Raw genomic sequence first — 2,963 nt, 5'->3', positions numbered from 1 at the left:
CGCCAACTGGTGGTCCATCGCGGAGGTGACGCTCACCTGCGGGCTCGGCATCGCCGCCCTGGCAGCCGGCTTCCAGGGCTGGGCGCTGCGCAGGACGACGCGGGTGGAGCGCACCCTGCTGCTGGTGGCCGGCGTGCTGCTGGCGTATCCGGGCTGGGTGGCCGACCTGGCCGGGATCGCGGGAGTGACGGTGGCCATGGTGATGCAGCTGCTGCGGCGCGACGCGCCCGTGGCAGGCGAGAATCGGCCCACCGTCACCTGAAGACCCGCAGTGAACCAGCTCGATCGCAACGCCAAGGGCGTCTACCTCATCACCGTCACCCCGTTCACCGACAGCGGCGCGCTGGATCTTGCCAGCACCGACCGCATGGTGGACTTCTGCCTGGAAAAAGGCGTCACCGGCCTCACCGTGCTGGGCATCATGGGCGAGGCCACCAAGCTCACCATCGAGGAGTCGCGCGTGTTCGTGCGCCAGGTGCTGGCGCGCGTGAACGGCCGCGTGCCGGTGGTGGTGGGCGCCTCGGCGCCCGGCTTCGCCGCCATGAAGGAGCTGACCGATGCCGTCATGGATCTGGGCGCCTCCGGCGTGATGGTGGCGCCGCCTTCCAGCCTGCGCACCGACGACCAGATCGTCTCCTACTTCCAGATGGTCGACGAGACGCTGGGGCCGAAGGTGCCGTGGGTGCTGCAGGACCATCCCGTTTCCACCGGCGTGCAGATGGCGCCTTCGGTGATCCTGCGCATCCTGAAGAACTCGCCCACCTGCGTGATGTTGAAGCACGAGGACTGGCCGGGTCTCGCCAAGCTGTCGACCATCCGCGCGGCCAGCGGCAAGGGCGAGATCGAGCGCGTCGCCATCCTCACCGGCAACGGCGGCGGCCTGTTCCTGCCGGAGGAGCTCACCCGCGGCGCCGACGGCGCCATGACGGGCTTCGCGTATCCGGAGATGATGGTCGACGTGGTGGCGGCCCATGCCCGCGGCGAGCGCGCGCGGGCCCACGACCTCTTCGACGCCTACCTGCCGCTGGCGCGCTACGAGCAGCAGGCCGGCGTGGGCCTGGCCGTGCGCAAGTTCCTGCTCAAGGAGCGCGGCGTGATCGCCTCCGATTTCGTGCGCAAGCCCGGCCCCAAGCTCTCGGCCCAGGACGTGGACGACATCCGCTTCCTGGTGCAGCGGCAGGAAAGGCGCCTGCGCGAGATCGGCTGAAGTAAGCTGGGCGAGGGCGCACCGAGCGCCGAGCGCAGGCTGGTGCTGAGCGCCGCAGGCCGAAGCCCAGCGTCAGGAGAGCCCATGAGCAAATCCTCCGCCCCCGTCCAGGGCCGCAGCATCCCCGGCAGCACCGCTGTCGAACTCTCGCTGAAGGACGAGCGCTGGCGCGCCGACCTGTCCGCGTCCATGGGCGGGTCGGGCCGGGACCCCGATCCGCACGACCTGCTGGATTCCTCCCTGGTCGCCTGCACCATCCTCACGCTGCAGGTCTATGCCAAGCGCAAGCAGTACCCGCTGGAGAGCGTGGAAGTGAGCCTGCTGCACGACGAGGACGACACCACCTACCGGATGCAGCGGCAGATCACGCTCGGCGGGGCCCTGTCGCAGCAGCAGAAGGACGACCTGCTGCGGGTGGCGAACGCCTGCCCGTTGCACAAGGCCCTGCACAAGAAATTCGAGATCGCGACGCAGATAGTGTGAGGCGATCCGGCTACCGCGCCAGCCGCTGCGACACGTCCCTTGCGGCCGCCCGCAGCGCCGGCAGCATCGCCTCCTGCATCTGGCGCGGCGGCGTGCGGTTGGCCTGGCCGCTGATGTTCAGTGCCGCGATGGTGGCGCCGCTGCGGTCGACGATCGGGGCGGCCATCGAAACCAGGCCTTCTTCGAGCTCCTGGTTCACCAGGCACCAGCCCTGGCGCCGCGCCTGCTGCACCTTGGCGAGCAGGGCTTCGGGGTCGGTGAGCGTGTGGCGGGTGCGCGGCTCCAGCGGCGAGGCGCGCAGCAGTTCCAGCACGGCGTCGTCCGGCAGGCCCGCCAGCAGCATGCGGCCCAGCGAAGTGCAGTAGGCCGGCAGCCGCGAGCCCACGCCCAGCGCGTTGCGCATGATCTTGCGGGTGGACACGCGCAGCACGTAGACGATGTCCGTACCCTCCAGCACGCCGGCCGAACACGATTCCTTCACCTGCTCCACCAGCGCTTCCATCGCCGGCTCGGCCACGTTCCAGATCGGCATGGAGGACAGGTACGCGAAGCCCAGGTCCAGGATGCGCGGCGTCAGCGCGAACTGCTTGCCGTCGCTTTCCACGTAGCCCAGAGTCTGCAGGGTCAGCAGGATGCGGCGCGCCCCCGCGCGGGTGAGGCCGCTGCGGGTGGCCACCTCGGTGAGCGTCTGGCGCGGTGCGCTGGCGCTGAAGGAGCGGATCACTTCCAGCCCGCGGGCGAACGATTGCACGTAGGAGTCGCCCGGGCGGAGCTCGGCAGAAGGGTCTTGGGACATGGAACAGGTTTCGGGGTAGAATTCATTATACGAACAGTTGTTCGTTACGCGAACATCAACGCGGCGAACGACCGGCCCCCCGGCTCCCCTCCCAAGGACCACCATGATCAACAAGATCGCGGCCTCGATCGCCGAGGCCCTGGCGGACGTGCGCGACGGCAGCACCGTCCTGATCGCCGGCTTCGGCACTTCGGGCATCCCCGCGGAACTGATCGACGGCCTGATCGCGCAGGGCGCGAAGGACCTCACCGTCGTCAACAACAACGCGGGCAACGCCGACCACGGTCTCGCCGCCCTGCTGAAGGCGGGCCGCGTGCGCAAGATCATCTGCAGCTTCCCGCGCCAGGTGGACAGCTGGGTGTTCGACGAGCTCTATCGCAGCGGCAAGCTGGAACTCGAACTCGTGCCCCAGGGCAACCTGGCCGAGCGCATCCGCGCCGCCGGCGCCGGCATCGGCGCCTTCTTCTGCCCCACGGC

The 2,963-nt window shown here is 69.5% G+C and carries 4 protein-coding genes and 1 pseudogene; 4 read left to right on the top strand and 1 reads right to left on the bottom strand.

The genetic code is table 11. The features are described from left to right. The 3 genes and pseudogenes from VFM98_RS10205 to VFM98_RS10195 all read left to right on the top strand — a co-directional run. Positions 1-262 (top strand): annotated as a pseudogene (locus VFM98_RS10205) (C4-dicarboxylate ABC transporter permease); the annotation flags it as partial. 9 nt (positions 263-271) lie between these two features. Continuing rightward, the gene (locus VFM98_RS10200) at positions 272-1,207 is read left to right on the top strand and encodes a dihydrodipicolinate synthase family protein (RefSeq protein ID WP_325109816.1); all 936 of its coding nucleotides are present in this window, start codon (positions 272-274) and stop codon (positions 1,205-1,207) included. 84 nt (positions 1,208-1,291) lie between these two features. Continuing rightward, positions 1,292-1,690 carry an OsmC family protein gene (locus tag VFM98_RS10195; RefSeq protein ID WP_325109815.1) on the top strand — a complete coding sequence of 133 codons (399 nt, stop codon included), beginning with the start codon at positions 1,292-1,294 and terminating at the stop codon, positions 1,688-1,690. Between the two features lie 10 nt (positions 1,691-1,700). Here the strand turns inward: VFM98_RS10195 and VFM98_RS10190 are convergent, their stop codons facing one another. Further along, entirely contained in the window at positions 1,701-2,486 is a 786-nt protein-coding gene (locus VFM98_RS10190) for an IclR family transcriptional regulator domain-containing protein (protein WP_325109814.1), read from the bottom strand. 103 nt (positions 2,487-2,589) lie between these two features. Here VFM98_RS10190 and VFM98_RS10185 point away from each other — a divergent pair. Continuing rightward, positions 2,590-2,963, top strand: a 374-nt coding sequence (locus VFM98_RS10185; protein WP_325109813.1) for a 3-oxoacid CoA-transferase subunit A, incomplete at its 3' end; no start/stop codon positions are given.

This window comes from Ramlibacter sp. (genome assembly GCF_035706265.1).
Lineage (GTDB): Bacteria > Pseudomonadota > Gammaproteobacteria > Burkholderiales > Burkholderiaceae_C > Ramlibacter.
The sequence above is the reverse complement of the archived record's forward strand: the minus strand, read 5'-3'. Positions and strand labels throughout refer to the sequence as shown.